Raw genomic sequence first — 20,275 nt, forward strand, 5'->3', positions numbered from 1 at the left:
AAGCTCTACGGGTAAGCCCTACCCTGTAATATTTTAATATTGCAACAACAATTCACCTTGATTTTAGATAAATTCATATGATTTATGACTGCTCTTATTAATATATAATTATGAATTAAAAATTCTACACTCTTGTTTTAACTATTTTGTACTATTATAGACCTCAATTAATTCCTGATAACCATAATCTTGGTCTTTGTATTTTGCTTTCAATTCAATCAATTTCTCTTTTAATTCTTTAATCGTCTCAATATATGATGGATTGTCATATAGATTATGTAATTCTTTCGGGTCATTCTCCATATCATATAATTCCCACCCTGAAGGAGTTTTCTCACTTGATGCTCCACTTGCATCTAATCCTAATCCATAATAGAATATCAATTTCCATTTATCAGTTCTTATACCATAATGAGCTGGATTATGATGTCTGTGTGCTAGATGCATCCAATATCGAAAATAAACAGCATCTCTAGTAGGTTCATCATTAGCAAGCATATTCTTGACTGATATCCCCTGCATTTCTTCTGGTATATCTATTCCAGCAATATCAAGTAAAGTAGGTGCAATATCAATATTCGCAACTAGTCGCTTGCTATTAGTTTTTTCTTTTATCAACTTAGGATATCTTATCAAAAATGGCGCTTTCAAGCTTTCTTCATAACTCCATCTTTTATCTTGATAATCATGTTCTCCTAAAAACATTCCCTGGTCAGAAGTATATATTACGATTGTATCATCTATTATACCTTCATTCTCTAATTCTTCTAATATCCTACCTACAGAATCATCTATACTAGCTACTGTCCTAAGATAATCCTTAATATATTTTTCATATGCTGCTATACCTTTTTCTTCAAAAGTCATATTCTCCGTATTTTCAAGAGGTCCGGTTATATAATCTTTCTTACAGAAATCTTCATACAGACTTCTTATTTTGCTTCTAGGTGTAACAGAAGAACCAAAGTCTCTTGATGCTTCGCTTCTATGACTTCTATCTTCAAAAAGGCTATCTGGAATTGGAATATCTATATCATCAAATAAGTGTTCATATCTTTCATGGTATTCCCAAAAATCATGTGGTGCTTTGTGATGACACATAAGGAAGAATGGCTTGTCACTGTCTCTATTTTTAATCCAGTCAATAGACATATCTGTGATTATATCACTAACGTACCCCTCATACCTTACTTCACCCTTATCTTTTTCTTTGAATGAAGGGTTGAAATAAACTCCTTGACCATAACCATCAGTTAGATACTTATAATCATCAAAACCTATCGGCTCGCATCCAAGATGCCATTTACCCAGCATACCTGTCTTATAATTGTTATCTTGTAATATTTGAGCTAAATTAAGGGTTTCTAAAGGATTCCACTTGTCTTCTAGAGTTCTTACCCCATTGACATTGCCATATTGTCCAGTCATTATTGTAGCTCTTGCAGGAGTACAAATAGAGTTAGTTGCATAGAATCCATCTAAACGTTTTCCTTCTTCTCCTAATCTATCTAGATTAGGAGTTTTAAATATAGAAGATAATATTGAGTTATAGCAACTGATAGCATTAGCACTATGATCATCTGACATAATAAATAAAATATTTGGTCGTTTTTTTTCTCCCATGAGTTTTACCTCCAATTTCTTGATTGGTATTTAGTAATTAAAAATACATGAATCATTAATCAAATTTTTTAAGTCGTCTCACATAAACATAATATGCTGCGTAATGTCTACTATTTCTGTCAATAAAATGAATATAAGCTTTTGTTTTCCCTTTGACTAAATCTATGTTGCTAACAATACTTGAATCATCATTATCAACATCAATTTCATATTGTTTCTCACATATATCAATTACGACTTTCTCTATATCAATACTTGTACCACCAGTATACCAGTTTTCATATTTGTCGTGTATCTCTTTTTTGTTATATATGATATCATCACCATCTATGCCTTCACATATATTTCTTCTATGTGTTCTCGGCCAACGGCATATCTCCAATTCATATGTCCCATCTTTTTCTATTTCGATTTCCCAATAACTAGATGTTCTTTTCCCTGCTCTAATCTCACCTTGATTCCAGGCACAGTCGTCACCATCTCCTCTAGTATCATGAGTTGTCAGGATACAATCATTATCTCCAAACAAAATAGGTACATCCTGCTCAATTTTTCCAGTGACTTTATCCCACCATCTATCATAAGCCAATCGCATATTGTCCACTTTATCCTTGTACAAATTACTTACATCCACTTTTTGAGACGTATCATTTTTTATATTATACAATTCTGTGCCATTAATTAGTCTCCAATTGCCTTTCATTACAGAACTCTGTTTCCATTTAATCGGATCAGTTACTCTCTGAGAATCTGTAACCACATATCTTTCTTCTAGAGTTATATCTTTGCCAGTCAATAGATTCTTAAGGGATATTCCATCCACTTCTCTATTCCTAGGTATTTCAACATTACATAAATCAAGTATTGTTGGCATAAAATCAATATTGGCAGTTAATTCATCTATATCCTTACCGCCTTGTATGCCTAGTCTTGGATATCTGATGAAAAATGGTACATGGTGACCACCTTCATATTCACTTCCCTTTAGTCCTCTGAAACCTCCGTTATACCCATCTATCACTTGTTCATTTTCATCTAGAACTGCTCCACCTGAAGAACCATTATCAGTCATAAAAATTAGTATAGTATCATCAATTATATTGAGCTCTTCTAATTTATTAATAAGTTTTCCGAAATTTTCATCTATATTAGATATCATTCCATAGAATTTTTTTCTATCCTTGTTGATATTATCATCTTGGTATATGTCCTCGTATTTTTGTGGAACATTGTAAGGCTCGTGAGGAGCATTACAAGCTATGTAGCAAAAAAATGGATTATCTCTTTTTTCTTCTATGAATTTCATTGCCTCATTATAGAAAATATCTGTACAATATCCTGAAAATCTCTTGGGTTGATTATCATCATAGTATGTATCGTCAAAATAATCATTTCCCCAATAATCAGGTGTTTGTCCTACTCCTCCGCCTTTATGGATAATGGATTTATTGAATCCTCTGTCAGATGGTCTATAGGGATAAGTATCACCCAGATGCCATTTGCCGAATATACCTGTTTCATATCCATTTTCTTTTAATGCATCTGCAATAGTCCATTCGTCTTGTCTAAGTAAAGAACGACCTCCAATAGTATGCCAAACCCCTGTTGAATTAGCATAGTGTCCAGTCATTAATCCTGCTCTTGTTGGAGCACAAGTTGGTCCAACATGAAAATCTTTTAATCTAACAGATTCATTATAGAAATTATCTATACAAGGTGTTTTTATGATATTGTTACCATGGCATCCAAGGTCTCCGTAACCTTGATCATCAGTTAGTACAAAAACTATATTTGGTCTTTTCATGCATTTCATCTCCAGAATATTTATCTTCTACTTAATTTTTCGTAAACTTCATTGTAATATAATGCATTTTCTATAGGAGTATTAGATGGAATGTGATTTCCTACAGCCATAAAAAAGCCGTTACAATCTTTTCCTATATCTATACATCTTTTTACTTCATTGTATATATCTTCTTTTGAGCCTGATAATAGAATTCTAGTATCAGCATTTCCTATGAATGAATGTGTTTTGCCATATTTTTCTGCAATATATTTCATATCTGTAGTTGGTTCCATAACAAAACCATGAACACCAGCATCTGCTATATCATCAATAAACTCATTATAATTACCGTCTGAAGTATATATAAGTTTTTTACCTGCTTCTAGTATTGGTGAAAATAATTTTTTATAATTAGGGAATAAGTACTCTCTATACCACTTAGGATTGGTAAAAGGTCCTGAAGTCCATACTATATCATCATGTACCATAATTACTGGAGAATCACATTCAGCTAGAGCTTCATAATACTGCTTAATCCATTTCGAATATCTGTTCAGGACTTCTCCAAAACCTGTTAAATCTATTCCCATTGCCATTAGCATCATATCCCAACCAAAAATCTCTAATAGACCTGATATAGGTGATACATAAATTCCCGTCATATTAACTGCATCAGGATTCAAAGTACGATTTTTCTTATAATGTTCATTAAGCTTTGAAACTAATACGTTCATATCCTTTTTCCCATATTGTTCAAAAAAATCTAGTTCAAAAGCTTCTTCTGGTGAATTAAATGGACAATTGACTGACTGATCGAAATCAGTGCCACCTGCGCTGAATTCTGCGTGTCCCATACTAGTACAAAATCCTTCAAATATTTCTTTATTGAATAAAATACTCCAACAAAAATCATAATTCCAATTCTTTTTAAAAGCTGAACTAGCCTTTTCTTTTTCTTCTTTCGAGTTTTTGGCACTATCTATTGATATACCAGTTACACGTTTCACTAATTCCCAATGCTCGCTTGCGGAATATTCTGTTCTAGGTATCCTATCTGTTTTTTCCAAATTTAATGCTGCCCATCCATCTGAATATGCCATAATTAACCCTCCTGTAATGATTTATAAAATTTCTAACCTTTTACTGCACCTGATGTCATACCTTCTACAATATGTTTCTGCAATATTAAATATAAAGTCACAATAGGAATTATAGTTAGAACTAAAGCTGCAAATACATAATGCCAATTTCTGGAATACATACCAAAGAATCCATAAACCGTTAAAGGAACGGTCCATTTAGTTGAAGTTCCAAAGAAATAAAGTGGTATTATGAAGTTATTCCATACACTTATTGTTGTAATTATCAAATTAGTTATTGTTATAGGTTTTAAAATTGGTAATAGAATATTTACTACTAGTCTTATTGGTCCACATCCATCAACAATAGCTGCTTCATCTATCTCTTTTGGAACTCCCTTTACGAAACTTGCAAATGTCATAATAGTGAATGGCATCCTTACAGCTACGAAAACGAATATAACTCCTAAGTAAGTTCCATAAAGATTAAAAGTTTTTAGTAAAGCAAATGTAGTCACCGTCTGAAGTGTCATAGTTAATCCGAAAACAAAGTAATAATATAAAGCATTACTTTTGAAATCACCTCTTCTAGATATAACTATACCAGCAAAAGAACCAACAACTAATGTTATTATTACAGATCCTACAGTTGTAATAACACTATTCATATATCCTCTTAATATATTACCTGTCTCAAATACATAAGAATAATTCGAGAACAACCATTTCTTAGGCAAACTCAAATCAAAAAGTATAGCTTCACCTTGGGACTTAAATGAGCCCAAAACCATCAATAAAATCGGTAAAATATAAATCAAAGATACAATAATCAAAACAACAGCTAATATAATTTTACTAATTGATTTCTTACTCATTACATTTCTACCTCCTTTGATTTGAGTTTCAGATTAAAGAAAAATGAAATAGCAACTACAATTATAGATAATATTATTGCTGAAGCAGCAGATTCTCCAAGTAATCCCAATCCAAAAGATCTATATGTATAAGTATTTAATACTTGAGTATCGAAACCTGGACCACCATTAGTTAATACATATATGATATCAAATACTTTCAAAGCTCCTGATATGTTAAGAGTTATAACAACTGTGAAAGAAGGTACAAGTAGAGGTAATGTTATTTTGAAAAATTGTTGGAATTTATTACATCCTTCTATATCAGCACATTCATAATAGTCTTTTGGAATCGCTTGTAGACCAGAAATAAAAATAAACATACAAAATCCTGCCCACATCCAAGATTCAATCAATATGACTGAAGTCATTGCTGTACCATAACTGCCAAGCCAATTAGTAGCTAGATTGCCTAGGCCTATGGCATTAAGTATATTATTAAGTAATCCATCTGTATCTAGAATGGCTGTGAAAAGAACACCTATTACAACTGTACTTAATACACAAGGAAGATAATAAAGAGTCCTTAAGAAACTATTTCCTTTAAATTTCTTAACTAAAACTAACGCTAATAATAATCCGAATACAGTTTTCAGAATACATGTTGTTATTGCAAATAATAATGTATTGAATATTGCCTTTATGAATATTGGGTCCTTGAATAGTTCAATATAATTTTTAAATCCTGAAAAACTAGGTGATGTAATTCTTAATAAATTCCAATCTGTAAATGATAACACTAAAGATAACACTACAGGAATAATAAAGAATAACGAATATATAACAATGGCTGGAGTTGCAAGCCACATTGGATAAAATCTTCTACTTATATCTTTTTTCATATTATGTCCTCTCCACTTCTTGTAAATTTTATATGGTTTGTTCACTTATATAAGAGAACAAACCATATCTTGTTAGATATTATTAAAATCCAGGTGCTTGTTTTTCTTTCATAAGTTTCTCTACATCCCCTTGGAATTTTTCTAATAACTCTGCACCAGTCATTCCTTTTCCTGGAGCATCTAAGTAATATACCCAAAGTGTTGAATTATATAAAGGTTGAATAGCTGTTAATAATTGATTCATCTCTGGAACAGTTTTTCCTTGCTCAATATAATCTCTTTGAATATCTACCATAAATGAATTAAGTTCACCACCATCAACACCCTCAAATGCTGGGAAACCAGGTTTTGTCTCGAAATATAGATTTTCGTATTCTGGTGTTGAGAATAAGTTTAATATTTTCTTGGCAGTTTCCATTTCTTTTGCATTTTTATTGATTGTTAATCCAATTGAATAAGCAGCTGCACTAACTATATCTTCATCTTGGAAAGGCATCATAGGATTTACCATATTAATATTAACATCTGGGAAAGCTTCTACAATCATGCTTGCAACTTGATTACTTCCATAAAGCATAGCTGCCTTACCATTAGCAATCATTTCTAGACCTTTATCTAAACTAGCTGATAAATAATCTTCATTGACATAGCCCTTATTAAACAAATCAATATATGTATCTATTACCTGTGCTAATTCAGGATGATCCGTAAATTTAGTTTTATTAGTTAATAATTCATCTGCGAATGTATAAGCATCCTTACCTAAAGCTTTTGAATAACCAGCTGCCATCCATATTTGTGGAACCCATAGATCTTTTGGTGAGAAAAATGGAGTAACACCTTTACTTTTAAGTGTTTCACAAGCAGCTAAAACATCATCCCATGTTTTTGGTACATCAATACCATTTTCTTCAAATACATCTACATTATATATAATGGCTTGAAAACCTGATAACTCTTGAAATGGGAAAGCATATATTTTGTCATTGAATTCAACATTTTCTTTACTCTTCAAACGACTTACCCATTCTTCATCACTAAGATCTGCTAAATTCTTTTCAGCATCTACTATACCGAATAATTGAGGTACATTATAATCAATAATATCTGGTGCTTCTCCTGTTGCTAATTTCAATGTCATAAGATTATCATATTGATCATCAGGAACAATCTGTGCTTCCACATTGATATTTTCTTCATCTTTTAATTTTTGTATCATTTTTTGTAACCCTTCAGTATATCTTGACTGCATAATCATTGCAGTAACTGTTACTGATTTATTGCTTGAACCCGAATCAGAATTACTTTCTTTATCAGTTCCTTTGTCATCTGTACTCTTTGAACATCCAAATAGTGATAAAGAAACCATTAAAACTATTAATAAAGTCGATATTACTTTTGAACCTTTTTTCTTCATAAGACTACCTCCTAAGTTTTGTATAACTTATTTTACTTAATTAACCAATATATTAAAATGGAATTTTTATAAATACTACATGGAAATTTATTAAAACTTATGCATATTTACTATAACTTTTATATTTTTTCTTGATTTTATCATAAATATACATTATTATTATGTATATTAAATCTATAAAGGATGATAATTTTGATAAAAAAATTCAAATTCCAAACTAAGGTTTTTCTATCCAATATTATTATTATTTCTTTTATAATGGCTTTACTTTCTATATGTTTTTATTATTTTGTAGTACAAGTAGAACTTGATAAAGCAGATAAAAATCTCAATGTATATGCTTCAAAAATATCCGATCAATATAATGATCTATTATATTACATGGATAGGACTACGTTGCAACTAGCTTCCAATCCTACTATAATTGAATTATTTAATGAAATTCCAAAAGATAATTCTTATAACTATTTCATAGAAGAACCGCTTATCACTAATAACCTCATACCGTTAGTAATATCTTATAACTCCAAAAAGGATTTTACTGGACGTATTTGCTTATATAATGAATTTAATGATTTCTTCTATAGCGGAACTTTATCCACTAATCAAGAAAAAGTTAATGATTTCTTAAAAAACGAAGTATTAGATATACGTAATGAATTCTCCAAAGGTATATTTAGATTATTCACTCCTCCAAGAGATGATCCTATGAATTCAAAAAAACAGAATTCCAATAATAAGAAGTTATTCTCAATTATAAGACCTATTGTAAACTACTCTATATATAAAGCACCTAACTACGGATATATCGAAATACAGCAACCAGTAAACAAATTGGATGAGATGTTTACTTTTTTACCTGATTCGGTAAGTGGTTATATTATAGATAAAAATGATACCGTAATCTTTTCTTACAATGTTAATGAAAATATTTCATTAGAGAAATTACAAAAAGAATTGTACACTTACAAGAACAATAATGGCCATGAAAATCCAACTTTATATAATCCAACAAGCAAAAATAAATATTTGTATTCTAGTTCTGATATAGATGAGATGGAGACCTATATATTATTAGTCCAACCTACAAAAAAAGTGATTTCATCCCTTATTGATTTTAGGGTATTTATTCTAATCACAGCAATAATAATAATATGCGTCGTAACAACTACTCAATTTTTGATAATCAGGAAATTAACTACTCCACTTAGAGAATTACGTAAACATGTTAATAAAGTTACTCTCAATAATCTATCTATCAATATAGAACATTACGAGAATTATAACGAGTTCAACAAACTTAATGTAGCATTTAACAAAATGTGTGATAAACTAAAAGAATCTATAGATGATCGAGTGAAAGCACGTACTAGTGAACTAAAATCCCATTTGTTTGCTTTACAATCTCAGATGGATCCTCACTTTTATCATAATATATTGACAATAATCAGTGTAATCGCTGATGAAAACAATGTATCAGAAATAACAGAGATATGTAATAAGTTATCTAGTATGCTTCGCTTTTCAACTTCTTATGATATATCTCAAAGTACAATAAATGAAGAAATCGAACATACACTCAATTATCTTCAATTAATGAAGATCAGATATGAGAATCTTTTTACTTTTGATATAAATGTTGATGAAGAATGTAAAGAAATAGACGTTCCCAAATTAATTATCCAGCCATTAACAGAAAACTGTTTTGCTCATGGTTTCAAGAAAAAAAGACCCCCATGGGATATTAAAATTGATGCAATGATTAAAAATGACAAATGGATTGTTGAAGTTATAGATAATGGCACAGGATTTAGTGAAGAATCTCTAACAGCTCTAAATAATTTCAAAGACAAGTTTAATATAGATAGAACTCATGAATTGTTAGAAGACCTTAATATCGGAGGATTATGTTTGACTAATATATTTATTAGATTGAGCATATTATACGGAGACGATATGATATTTAGAGTTGATAGTAACCAAAAACAAACTAAAATAACTATTGGAGGCAAAATAAATGTATAAAGTGTTAGTTGTTGAAGATGAACCCCCTATCCTAAGAGGTATTTGTAATGCTATCAAACAAGTTAATCCCAATTTTGAAATAACTTCAACTGCATATAACGGTCAAGATGCTGTTGAGTTACTAAAAAAAAGTTCATATGATTTAGTGATAACAGATATAAATATGCCTATAAATGATGGTTTTTATATTTTAGAGTATATCACTAAAAATTGTCCCAGCACTATATCTGTCATATTAACTGGATATCAAGAATTTGATTACGCAAAAAAAGCAATACAATACAAAGTATATGACTATTTGGTTAAACCTATAAATAAACAAGTATTAGAGAAATTACTGAATTCTATTGATAATCACCTAAAAACTCAAAAAAGAGAAAACAAAAGGGAAAAATTAATTTCTTCAGTACATACTAATACTTATATAGATAAAGTAAATGAAGCATTAGGTGAGAATTGCTATATGTTCTTGTTATGTGCAGGTTCCTTTCCCGTTACAGGATATGATTCTATGACACCAGGAAGCAGTATATGGAAAACTTATAATCTTGAATCTATATCAAAAAATATCATCAATGAAAATTTCAGTTGGATAATTAATGGGAAAACTCCTAGTGAACAAATAATTATACTAGCTGGTAACAGTAAAACTTGCAATACTTTTTCCAAAAGTTTGTTTAACATGGTATCCCAACAAAAAATACCTATCACAATAGTAGTTAGTGAACAGATAAATAATTACTCTCAAATATACCCTACTCACAATCTACTAAGAGATTTTATGTATCAAAATATCATTTTTGGTAAATCTAGTTTGCTATTTTTCAAAAACCCAAAAAATACTAAATCAAACAATAATATTTTTGATGAACAGAAACTAAATATTTCTCTAAATTATAATTCTGTTACTAAAACAAGAACAGCCGTTTCCAATATCATAAAATCATTTAACAATAAACATATTACACAACAGGATTTAAAGAATAATCTTAGAAAAATACTATACTTGATTAATTCTTCATCGAAAGATAATACCATTAATATAGAATCAAGTCTAAATGAAGTTATTGTTAACTCCTTTAATTATGATTCACTTCTAGAAGGCATGGATGTACTTATTAAAAATTGCTATAACAAAACTGCTATATACTCTTCCGACAAAAAAATACTTGTTGAAGATATAAAAAAATATATTGACAATCATTTATCAGAAACAATAAGCAATCAAATCTTATCTAAGATTTTTGGACTCGTTCCTTCATATATAAGTACAATTTTCAAATCACATACCGATACTATACTATCAGAGTATATAATTAATAAACGTATAGAAAAAGCCAAAAAACTGTTATTGTCTGACACTAACCTTTTAGCTAAAGATGTAGCTAAATTGGTAGGTTATAATGACCCGCTTTATTTTTCTAAAGTTTTCAAGAAAAGAACTGGTATATACCCTTCCAAATACAAAAACAAACAATATTAATTAAAGATTACCAATTCCAACTTATTTGTAATTAATCATCAATAATAGTTAGGTTTCATATTGTGTTATATCCTTTACGCAAAATACTGCAAAAAAAGCAAAAATAATACAACTAAAAATTATAAATCTATGATAATATATATATATATTTCTAATAAATATACATTCTATAAAAATAGGTGATTACCCATGTTAGATTTTTTTCAAGAAGATGAGTTGAATATTATAAAAAAGCATATGGAGTTATTTTACAAAATAACAGAAATAAACTGTATGTTGATTGATGATACAGGATCTACAGTTTTTTCTCAAGGAGAAATTTTCAATTATTGTAATAAATTCATGGAACTTACTGGTGATAAGTGCCCATGCTGTGGAGCGCATTTATATGCAAGTAAACAATCGGAATCGTTAGGTGAGTCATATATTTTTTTCTGTCCTGGAGGATTAGTTCACATTACATCTGCAATCGTTATTGGAAATGTTTTTCGAGGTGCTCTGTTGGCAGGTCCAATACAAATGAATATTACAGACCCATATGTTATTGATAATTTAATAAAAGTATATAATATACCTATTTCATCAAGAGGTATATTGCAGTCATATTATAAAATAATTCCTATAGTGGCTCCTGAAAAAGTTAGATACTTAGCTAATCTGTTATATATAATCACTAAAGATATTGTAGGAGACCAAAAATCCGAATTAAAGAAAAAAAGGGATTTCTATTTGGAACAAAAAATAATAAATGAGAATATCCAAGAAATTAAAGAAGAAAATAATTATGAACGTAAGACTTATCCTATTGAACTAGAAAAAGAATTAAGTGGGAAAGTCAGAAGAGGGGATTTAGACGGTGCGAAAGCCATTCTTAATGAAATCCTTGGTTATATATTATTTAAACACAGCGGCAATAATGATATGGTCATTTCTTTTATTATAGAACTAGTTGTTGTAATGTCTAGGGCTGCAGTCGAAGGGGGAGGCAATTTCGAAGAAATTTTCACACAAAACATAAAATTCTACAAAACAGCTTTTAGTATCAACAATATAGAGGAACTATGTGTATGGATAGTAAAGGTTCTAGAAAAATTTACAGAACTTGCATTCAAATTAAATAAAGATAACGTTGAAAACACTAACGTTATCAAAAAAGCTTTACAATATATAAATAATAATTATGATAAAAATATCTCTTTGGACGATGTTGCAAAACATGTCAGTCTGAGCCCAACTTATTTCAGTAGATTTTTTAGCAAAGAAACCAATATGAAATTTTCGGAATATCTTAATATGGTAAGAGTTGAAGAAAGCAAAAAATACTTGCTGGATTTAAAATATAGCATAAGTGATATAGCTGTTATGATGGGTTTTAGTGATCAAAGTTATTATACTAAGGTATTTAAAAACTATGAGAACGTATCTCCCGGAAAATACAGAAAAATGTTTAATTTATGATACTTCTCGCAACATCTATATTCCATAAAACAAATCAATTAAATATCGACGTTGAGATATTAGATTATAGCATAATACAGGTAAAAAGGTGGTTGTATGGATACTTTAAATGAAATTTCTAAATATGTACAAGAAGGTCAATCAATAAAAGTCCGTAAATTGACTATTTCTGCATTAGAAAAAGGTTATACTTATCAGCAGATATTAGAGACTCTAATTACGGCTATGGATATTATCGGTAATAAATTCAAAAAAAATAAGGTATATGTCCCAGAAGTACTTATTGCTTCAAGAGCATTTAATATCGCTCTTGATATAATAAGTCCCCTTGTTGATCCTAATATGAGCACCTATATTGGAAAAGTAGTTATCGGTACAGTTGAAGGTGATTTACATGATATAGGGAAAAATCTTGTCAAAATGATGATGGTTGGCACTGGATTCGAAGTAATTGATTTAGGCGTTGACATATCACCCAAAAAATTTGTTGAAGCAGTCAGAAAGTATAAACCTGATATAGTTGCGATGTCCGCTCTTCTTACCACAACTATGATAACTATGAAAAATACTATTAAACTATTAGAAGAAGAAGGACTTCGAGATAATATTACCATTTTTATCGGAGGTGCACCAATTACTTCTAACTATGCAAGAACCATAGGTGCAGATATATATTCCACCGATGCTGCAAGTGCCGCTGAACTAGCTAAAGAAATTGTTTCTAATGACTCTTGATATCCTACAAGATAAAATAGTACAAAATTAAATATAATTTTTCTATATTTAATATTGATTGTATACTAGAATAATTACATACTATTATAAATAACTCAACTTTCCCACCTTTAATTTAATGCAGGAAAATAAAAGGTAATAGGTTTGGTTTGCAGAATAAAAAGATAGAAGGAACACCTATATTTTTATTCTGCAAAGCCTTTTAATTAGCTTTTCTGCATAGAATATTGAAGTGGGAAAGTTGAGTAAATAAATTATAAGGAGTGCTGATTAATGAACGAATTACTACAAAATATTTCAGAAAACTTACAAAAGGGAAAAATGCCAGAAGTAGTTTCTTTAACTAAACAAGCTGTATCTGAAGGACTTGATCCATCTGAAATTCTTAATGGATTACTTGATGGAATGGGAGTTATAGGAGAAAAGTTCAAGAAAAATGAAGTATTCGTACCAGAAGTATTGATTGCTGCTAGAGCTATGAATGGTGGTCTTGATGTTATCAAACCATTACTAGAAGAACAAGGTGTAGACCCAGTAGGAAAAGTTATTATCGGAACTGTAAAAGGAGATTTACATGATATAGGTAAGAATCTCGTAAGAATGATGATGGTTGGTGCTGGACTTGATGTTATTGATCTTGGTGTTGACGTTTCCCCTGAGAAATACATAGCAGCAGTTGAAGAAAATAATCCTGATATAGTTGCAATGTCCGCTCTTCTTACTACTACAATGCCTAATATGAAATTAGTTATTGATGCATTAGAAGAAAAAGGACTAAGAGATAAAGTAAAAGTTATGATTGGCGGAGCTCCTGTTACTGATAATTATGCACAAGAAATTGGTGCAGATCGTTATACCTCAGATGCTGCAACAGCTGCAGAAGTTGCTAAAGAATTAATTTTAAACTAAAAACTAAAGAGAGGAAAGGTGTTAATATGACAGGAAAAGAACGAGTACTTAATATTATGCAACATCAATCCACTGATAAAATACCTTGGGTTCCATTTGTTGGTGTCCATGCTGGATCAATTAAAGGTTATACAGCAGAAGAAGTATTAAAAGATTCCGATAAATTATATGAATCATTAATGGAAGCTCATAAATTATATCAACCAGACGGTCTTCCAGTGATTTTTGATTTACAGGTAGAAGCTGAGATACTTGGTTGTGACCTTGTTTGGTCAGATGATTGTCCTCCATCAGTTAAATCACATATATGTGAAGATGAAGCAAGAATACCTTGTAAATGTAAACTTCCTACTAAAGAAAGTGGAAGAATCCCTCTTATTCTTGATGTAATGAACAGAATGAAAGAATCCGTAGGAGATACTACTGCTCTTTATGGCTTAATATGCGGTCCTTTCACACTTGCATCCCATCTAAGAGGTAATAACCTTTTTATGGATATGATATTAGATGAAAACTATGTTAAGCAATTAATGGAATATTGTACAGAAGTTGCTCTACGTATGATAGATTTTTATACAGAAGCTGGTATGGATGTGATAGCTGTAGTTGACCCGTTAGTATCTCAAATATCTCCAGAACATTTTACAGCTCTATGTCACGAATCATTCTCCACTATATTTGATTATATAAACATGAAAAATGTGAAATCTTCATTTTTTGTTTGCGGTAATGCTACAAGACAAATAGAAGTGATGTGTAAAACCAATCCAGATTCAATTTCTATAGATGAGAATGTAGATATAAAATCAGCTAAAGAGATAACTGATAAATACAATATAACAATTGGTGGTAACATACCATTGACAACATTGATGTTACATGGAACTCAACAGGACAATATGAAATATGTCGTTAATATGATAGATACATTGACACATGATAATCTGATTATATCACCTGGTTGCGATATGCCTTACGCTGTACCAAAAGACAATACAATCGCTATAGGTCAAACAATAAAAGATACTGATACTATACGTGAAATGGTTAAAAACTATGAATCAAAAGATGATGACATTGATGTTGATATACCAGATTATAAGAATTTAGAAAAACCATTTATTGAAGTATTCACTCTTGATTCTTCATCATGTGCTGCTTGTACATATATGATGGATGCTGCTAATGTAGCTAAAGATCATTTTGGTGATAAAATAGATTTGATTGAATACAAATATACTGAAAAGATCAATATTGCTAGATGTAAAAAAATGGGAGTTAAGAATTTACCAAGTATTTATATCAACGGTGAACTGAAGTGGGCTTCCATAATACCTAGTAAGGAAGAATTATTTAGCGTAATAGAATCATATTTATAGAATCCTTGAGAGTTAGAATATTTAGAGTTATAATTTATATAATTATACTTATATTTTAACTCTCTTGCTTTTATAATTAATAAAGTAAATATGAGAATATATTGAGGAGATTCTTATGGAAATTAATTTTAGTAAGTTATTGAATAAAAAAGAGGTACTTGATGTTATGCAGTGCTATGAGGATAGTACTAATTATGATGAGTACTGTAAAATATATGAAGAGGTAGTTGAACAATCTGTTGAAGGAATTACGCCTAAAGGATATTATCTGATAAAAGATAATCACAATTATATAGATAATGACTGTGAAAAAGTTATTTTCTGTATAGTGACATTAGGTAGTTATATCGATAAAGAGATAAAAAGATATTTTGATAACAATGATTTCCTAAAAGGTATGATGTTGAATTCCATTGCAGACCAGATGTTATATGATATCAGTACTTCTATGTTCAAATTACTACAGAAAGAGCAAGGTAACCAAGGTATTAATCTGACCTCAAGAGTTGAACCTGGCTCAAGTGAATCAAGTATAAAATTCCAGAAGGATATACTTGATATGATAAATGAAAAGGAAAATACTGATATTACAATAACAACTGGATACATGTTCTCTCCTACCAAAACATTATCCTACTATTATGGGGCATCTGCCAATATACCTCCTACTACAGTGGATCATGACTGTAGCAAATGCAGTAATTTGACTTGTCCTTATAGAAAAGTCAATGTTTTCATTCAACAAGGTAACGATTCCTACAGATACCAAGTCAAAAAGAATGAAAACCTATTAAATGTCATACGACAAAACAATTTCCCTATCGAAGCATACTGTGGCGGTAAGAAAGTTTGTGGTAAATGTAAAGTCAAACTTTTAAAAGGAAATGTTGAATTATCTGAAGCAGAAAAGAAATTTTTGACTGAAAAAGAAATCGATGAAAGAATAATTCTATCTTGCTTCCATAAAGTAACTGAGGATATTACTATTGAATTAAAAGAAAAGAATAATAATTCCAAAATACAAACAGATTACAATATTAATTGTGCCACTAGTCCCAAATACCAATTAGTTAAAGTCGATGGTATATCTGAAAGTGCAGATAACAATAACAGTGTAACTGAATTAATCAATGAAAAACTACAATTTAACTTTAATTACTCATTGAACGCAATAAAAGAATTATCAAGAATAGACAGCCTCAAAAAAGATATCTACTTATTGTCAGAAAACAATAGAAATATATTACATGCTGCCAATAAGGAAATCAATGCTTATGGTGTAGCTGTAGATATTGGTACTACTACTATCGTGGTAACATTGATAAATCTACTAAACAATAAAGAAATAGGCATTTTCAAAAATGTTAATCCTCAAAAGGTATATGGTGCGGATGTAATCAGCAGAATCAATTATGCAATAAAAGATACCGAAAACATTCAAACAGAATTAATCTGTAAAGAAATAACATCAGGTATTAAAACAATAGTTGAAGAAAAAGATATAGATAAAAATAATATAGTTGAAATAACAATAAGTGGTAACACAACTATGATGTATCTATTGGAAGGCATCAATCCTTATAAATTATCCATAAGTCCATTTACTACAATAGATTTATCTCTTCACAAATATTGTTATAACCAAATATTCATGGATAATTATCTTAATTGCAAAGTTACTCTTCTACCTGGTGTTTCAGCATATATTGGTTCAGATATAACAGCAGGATTTTATTACAGTGATTTACTTGAACAAGAAGGAAATGTTTTATTTATTGATATAGGTACTAACGGAGAAATAGCATTAAAAACTGATAACCATATTATTTGTGCCGCTACTGCTGCTGGTCCTGCTTTTGAAGGAGCTAATATAAAATGTGGTATGGGTAGTATAAACGGTGCTATCTGTAATATAACATTAGATGATGATGATATTCAATACGAAGTTATAGGAAATGGTACACCAAAAGGTTTATGTGGTTCAGCTCTGGTTGATATAACATCTGAGTTGATAAAAAATAAAATAATAGATAATACAGGTAGAATAGATAACGATAAATTCACCATTTACAAAGATACCAATACTGAAATAGCTCTATATCAAGAAGATATTCGCCAACTTCAACTTGCTAAATCAGCTATCTCAGCAGGAATAAGCGTATTGATAGATGAAGCCAAGATTTCATTTGATGAAGTTGACAAAGTATACCTAGCAGGAGGATTTGGAAGTAATCTCAATATAGCTAACGCAATTACTATTGGATTAATCCAGAAAGACCTAGAAGATAAAATTGAAATATTGGGAAACAGTTCATTAGGTGGATGTGTAAAATATCTTTTGGATGATAACAGCTCTAATAATTTTAATGAAATAAAGTCAAAATGCAATTATATTGAACTATCCACAAATATGAAATTCAATGAAGAATATATTATGAACATGTATTTTGAGTTGCTATAACAAATAAAAGGATTGATATTCATGACAAAAATATATCTTATAACAGGATTTTTGGGCTCAGGTAAAACAAGCTTTCTTCAGAATGTTCTAGATAACGATACTTCTAGATCAGGTGTATTGATGAATGAATTCGGAAGTATCAGCATAGATAGTTCTTTAGTTCAAAGAAAAGATATGGATATGATAGAACTTACTAACGGTTCTATATTTTGCAGTTGCCTAAAAAACAATTTCATTGAAAGCCTTCGTATTCTTATAGAAAGAAAACTGGAGAATCTATATATTGAAAGTTCTGGATTAGCAGACCCTGCCAATATGTTGACTATAATTGATTTGCTTACAGAACAATGTAGTCATGACTTCACTTATGAAGGATCTATCTGCATTATTGATGGACTGCATTTCATGAAAGAAATCAATATGATGGTTAGTGTAGAAAATCAAATCAAACATAGCAAAATCATTCTACTCAACAAAATGGACCTGATAAGTCCTGAACTAGCTACAGAAATAAAGAACAAATTACGTTCAATCAATAATCAAGCACCAATCTATGAAATGGTTAATGGTAGAATCGATTTCAATTCGTTGAAATTCTCTGCGATTATAACTAATGAGGCAGGAGAATCTTCTAATACAACTGAGAATAGACCTAAAACCATAATCATCAAATTGAAAGATAACAATATATCTATTGATGATATCATTACTACAATCAATTTCCTAAAAGAATTCTGTTATCGTATTAAGGGATTCATCACTATAGAAGGGATCACTTACAAAATCGATACGGTGAATGAAAAATTAGATGTAATACAATATAAACATACGTCAGAAAAATTTGATGATCAAACATTGGTTTTGATATCAAAAATCGGTATTGGTATCATTTCTAAAATACTAACATTCATTCAACAATCTCTGAAAAATAAAATTGATATCATTTCTTAGGCAAAATACAATAAGACGTTCCTTTCGTAGGAACGTCCCGTGATTTCTACAACACAATGTTGAATTCGATTTACTTTTATAATCTACATATTGTACATATAGAATTAATATTTATTATGATAATAATGATCTCCGAAATTATCATCTACATATGTATGCCCATCTTTTTCATACTCAATAGTAAAATCATATTCTTCAAATAAATCTTTCTGGATTTTGAATGACCAATATTCGTAAGAATTATCTGGATTTTGATATGAATTTTTGTAACCTTTTACTTCTTTATAAGTATCAGTACCTTTAATCTTATATCGTACTGTTACATTATCAGCAGTATCATTAACTACTATTCTTCCTGTAACATAACCATCGTAGTATTGATCACCATCAAATAATAACTTGCTTTTACTCAATACAAGACGTGGATAATTACCACCTACATTAGATAAACCTACAAAATAATTCTTTCCATTATTATTATCCCAATAAATTTGTCCATTCACTTCATATCTGATTGCAAAAGTACACTCATATGGGTTATAATATCCACGCCAAGGATTCCTATCTGTTTCAAAAGTATATATTTTATATCCATCTGATGATTTTTTTAAATAAGTAGCTGGTATATCACGCCATTCACCAATACAATCAACAAAATGGACAAATACCTTTGCATCATCACCTAAGTCTTTAACAGCAATTTTTCCTACTGTTGTATATTGATTATACGAACTTTCTCCAGGATAATACTTACTCTGTGCATTTGCATAATATAACTTAACGTTATCATTGTCTGCTGCATTAATGTTAAAACTAAATAAAGTCATCATCATACACATACATAAACTAATACTCATTAATAATTTAACTGTTTTTTTCATAATCTTAACTCCTTTTCTCTTGTATATTATCTTTGACAATATAATTGTATCATTATTATGAATAATTTCAATTGTTATAATAACTTAATTTTCTATATATTTCGCACTATTTTCAGTAAATATATTAGATATAAACTTACTGGTTTAATAATACTCTTGTGATATTCCCGAATATTTCATCTATTGAATAAATTCAGACTTATTCAATTCAATATAAACATTAATTCATAGAATAAGAAAAGCCTTGCCTCATTCAGTAAAGTGGATTTGTAATTCCTACAAGAGAACAAAACGAGACGTCCCCTTCATGGGAACGTCCCGTTATTTTCATC

The 20,275-nt window shown here is 29.9% G+C and carries 15 protein-coding genes; 8 read left to right on the top strand and 7 right to left on the bottom strand.

Annotated elements, in window-relative coordinates:
* Positions 1-141: 141 nt before the first annotated feature.
* The 6 genes from QMG30_RS02215 to QMG30_RS02240 all read right to left on the bottom strand — a co-directional run bounded on the left by QMG30_RS02215 (position 142) and on the right by QMG30_RS02240 (position 7,661).
* On the bottom strand, positions 142-1,623 hold the full coding sequence (locus tag QMG30_RS02215; protein WP_281811776.1) for a sulfatase family protein: 1,482 nt from the start codon (positions 1,621-1,623) through the stop codon (positions 142-144).
* A gap of 55 nt (positions 1,624-1,678) precedes the next feature.
* Positions 1,679-3,427, bottom strand: coding sequence for an arylsulfatase (locus QMG30_RS02220; RefSeq protein WP_281811778.1), 1,749 nt, complete (start codon positions 3,425-3,427; stop codon positions 1,679-1,681).
* A gap of 20 nt (positions 3,428-3,447) precedes the next feature.
* The gene (locus QMG30_RS02225; RefSeq protein ID WP_281811780.1) at positions 3,448-4,509 is read right to left on the bottom strand and encodes a uroporphyrinogen decarboxylase family protein; all 1,062 of its coding nucleotides are present in this window, start codon (positions 4,507-4,509) and stop codon (positions 3,448-3,450) included.
* Between the two features lie 32 nt (positions 4,510-4,541).
* Complete coding sequence (locus QMG30_RS02230; RefSeq protein ID WP_281811782.1) at positions 4,542-5,363, bottom strand: carbohydrate ABC transporter permease; 822 nt, start codon at positions 5,361-5,363, stop codon at positions 4,542-4,544.
* The gene (locus QMG30_RS02235; protein WP_281811784.1) at positions 5,363-6,244 is read right to left on the bottom strand and encodes a carbohydrate ABC transporter permease; all 882 of its coding nucleotides are present in this window, start codon (positions 6,242-6,244) and stop codon (positions 5,363-5,365) included. The genes QMG30_RS02230 and QMG30_RS02235 overlap by 1 nt, the downstream gene beginning before the upstream one ends.
* An 82-nt stretch (positions 6,245-6,326) precedes the next feature.
* On the bottom strand, positions 6,327-7,661 hold the full coding sequence (locus QMG30_RS02240; RefSeq protein WP_281811786.1) for an ABC transporter substrate-binding protein: 1,335 nt from the start codon (positions 7,659-7,661) through the stop codon (positions 6,327-6,329).
* A gap of 192 nt (positions 7,662-7,853) precedes the next feature.
* On the opposite strand from QMG30_RS02240, the gene QMG30_RS02245 reads away from it, so the two are divergent.
* From QMG30_RS02245 to QMG30_RS02280, 8 genes are all read left to right on the top strand, one after another.
* Positions 7,854-9,686 (top strand): sensor histidine kinase, encoded by a 1,833-nt coding sequence (locus QMG30_RS02245; RefSeq protein WP_281811788.1) that lies wholly within the window; start codon positions 7,854-7,856, stop codon positions 9,684-9,686.
* On the top strand, positions 9,679-11,169 hold the full coding sequence (locus tag QMG30_RS02250; protein ID WP_281811790.1) for a response regulator transcription factor: 1,491 nt from the start codon (positions 9,679-9,681) through the stop codon (positions 11,167-11,169). The genes QMG30_RS02245 and QMG30_RS02250 overlap by 8 nt, the downstream gene beginning before the upstream one ends.
* Before the next feature lie 189 nt (positions 11,170-11,358).
* Positions 11,359-12,627 carry a helix-turn-helix domain-containing protein gene (locus tag QMG30_RS02255; RefSeq protein WP_281811792.1) on the top strand — a complete coding sequence of 423 codons (1,269 nt, stop codon included), beginning with the start codon at positions 11,359-11,361 and terminating at the stop codon, positions 12,625-12,627.
* 96 nt (positions 12,628-12,723) lie between these two features.
* Complete coding sequence (locus QMG30_RS02260; RefSeq protein ID WP_281811794.1) at positions 12,724-13,362, top strand: cobalamin B12-binding domain-containing protein; 639 nt, start codon at positions 12,724-12,726, stop codon at positions 13,360-13,362.
* 273 nt (positions 13,363-13,635) lie between these two features.
* Positions 13,636-14,271, top strand: coding sequence for a corrinoid protein (locus QMG30_RS02265; protein ID WP_281811796.1), 636 nt, complete (start codon positions 13,636-13,638; stop codon positions 14,269-14,271).
* Between the two features lie 26 nt (positions 14,272-14,297).
* Complete coding sequence (locus tag QMG30_RS02270; protein ID WP_281811798.1) at positions 14,298-15,650, top strand: uroporphyrinogen decarboxylase family protein; 1,353 nt, start codon at positions 14,298-14,300, stop codon at positions 15,648-15,650.
* Between the two features lie 115 nt (positions 15,651-15,765).
* The gene (locus QMG30_RS02275) at positions 15,766-18,111 is read left to right on the top strand and encodes an ASKHA domain-containing protein (RefSeq protein WP_281811801.1); all 2,346 of its coding nucleotides are present in this window, start codon (positions 15,766-15,768) and stop codon (positions 18,109-18,111) included.
* 21 nt (positions 18,112-18,132) lie between these two features.
* Positions 18,133-19,062, top strand: coding sequence for a GTP-binding protein (locus tag QMG30_RS02280; protein ID WP_281811803.1), 930 nt, complete (start codon positions 18,133-18,135; stop codon positions 19,060-19,062).
* Positions 19,063-19,166: 104 nt separating this feature from the next.
* On the opposite strand, the gene QMG30_RS02285 is transcribed toward QMG30_RS02280, so the two are convergent.
* Complete coding sequence (locus tag QMG30_RS02285; protein WP_281811805.1) at positions 19,167-19,943, bottom strand: hypothetical protein; 777 nt, start codon at positions 19,941-19,943, stop codon at positions 19,167-19,169.
* Positions 19,944-20,275 lie beyond the last annotated feature (332 nt).

Source organism: Vallitalea longa (genome assembly GCF_027923465.1).
GTDB classification, from domain to species: Bacteria; Bacillota; Clostridia; order Lachnospirales; family Vallitaleaceae; genus Vallitalea; species Vallitalea longa.